The sequence below is a fragment of the Campylobacter concisus genome, assembly GCF_002913865.1.
Classification (GTDB): Bacteria; Campylobacterota; Campylobacteria; order Campylobacterales; family Campylobacteraceae; genus Campylobacter_A; species Campylobacter_A concisus_AM.
This window is the reverse complement of sequence record NZ_POYX01000043.1, coordinates 1-1,256: the sequence shown is the minus strand read 5'-3', so window position 1 is coordinate 1,256 and position 1,256 is coordinate 1. Positions and strand designations below refer to the sequence as shown.

Sequence of the window (1,256 nt, the reverse complement as noted above, 5' to 3'; positions counted from 1 at the left end):
TGCTATGGCAGAGGGAGCATTTATTGGTTACGAGGGCGGATACTCTTTTGCGTCAAATGTAAAGTTATCTGAGGCTAACGATGGAGCAAGACTTAGAAAAGGTCAATTTAACAGCGGTGTAAAAGCTGGTTATGATTTTGACAGCTTCAGAGCTTATGGTGCTTATTTTTATAATTTTCAGACTAAAAAAGAGTTAGAAGATGATGGTGAAAAATATACAATTAAGTGGAATAAACACAGCTTTCTAGCAGGTGCTGACTATACTCCAAGCATTACCAGAGATGTTAAGCTTGTAGCAGGTGCTTACACTGGCGTTTCAAGAATAAAATTTAAAGTAGATAATTCAGATAGTGCACAACACTCAACTGGTTTTGTGTTGGGCACAAAATTCGGTGCTGAGTACCTGCTTGATCAAAACAATATTTTAGAGGCTGGCGTTAAGGCTGACTATACTTTTTATAGAAAAATTGAAGAAGTTAAAGTTAGAGAGAGCAACATCGGTCTTTACGTAGGCTACACTTATAAATTTTAATATTAAACATTCCCTCCTTAAGAAATTTGCGTCCTAGTTTGGGCGCAAATTTATCTCAAGTATTTTTACCATTAAATTTAATATACTTTTCAAAAAGGCTACAAAATGAAGAAAATAATATTGTCTCGATGTATGCTCTTAACGGCTACGTTTGCGGTTGATTGTGATAACGCATTTATTAAAGCTGTTGTAAGCATGATCGATGAGCCAGCTCCCACAAGAGTCGATGAAAATAGCGTAATAACAGGTGCTACATGCGAAAATGAGACCCTAAAAACCACCTTTGTTATAAATGATAGCGAGGATATTAAATTTAGTAAATTTACTAAAGAACAGATAGATGAGTTTAGAAAGTTGCAGACTGAAATGCTAAAAGAGGACTTTTGTAGCAGTAAAAACCCTCTTATCGACAAAGCTTCGTGGATATACAACTACGAGAACGGCAAAAATTTTGCTGTGATAAATTTGACAAAAGAGGATTGCAAGTAAATTTTCTGGGGTTGCCCCCAGAAAATTTAAGCTTTTTTGTCTTCAAGCTCTTTTAGGTGTGCTTTTACAAACTCACCAAATTCGTCTTGAGTTAGCACTCTTTTAGCAAGTTTTTCCTTGCATTTTTTGCCAAGCTCACCAAGTATTGCTCTATTTTTTTGGCTTTGTGATTTGCCAACTTTTGAAAGTATCGCATTTAGCTCATGCCCTTCACCGAAATTTACTACGTCTTTAT

Annotated in this window: 3 protein-coding genes; 2 read left to right on the top strand and 1 reads right to left on the bottom strand. The window is 35.7% G+C overall.

The window, feature by feature from the left end; genetic code table 11:
* Together CYP77_RS02570 and CYP77_RS02565 are read left to right on the top strand one after the other, a co-directional pair.
* A partial coding sequence (locus tag CYP77_RS02570; protein WP_258033417.1) for a hypothetical protein occupies positions 1-532 on the top strand: 532 nt, incomplete at its 5' end.
* A 105-nt stretch (positions 533-637) separates the two neighbouring features.
* Entirely contained in the window at positions 638-1,021 is a 384-nt protein-coding gene (locus CYP77_RS02565) for a hypothetical protein (protein ID WP_141090831.1), read from the top strand.
* A gap of 26 nt (positions 1,022-1,047) precedes the next feature.
* Here CYP77_RS02565 and CYP77_RS02560 read toward each other — a convergent pair.
* Positions 1,048-1,256: hypothetical protein (locus CYP77_RS02560; RefSeq protein WP_103599679.1), on the bottom strand; the 209-nt coding region annotated here is incomplete at its 5' end.

Bases quoted from the DNA above. Each gene is read 5' to 3' on its own strand.
- CYP77_RS02565 (WP_141090831.1), top strand. From the start codon at position 638: ATGAAGAAAATAATATTGTCTCGATGTATGCTCTTAACGGCTACGTTT.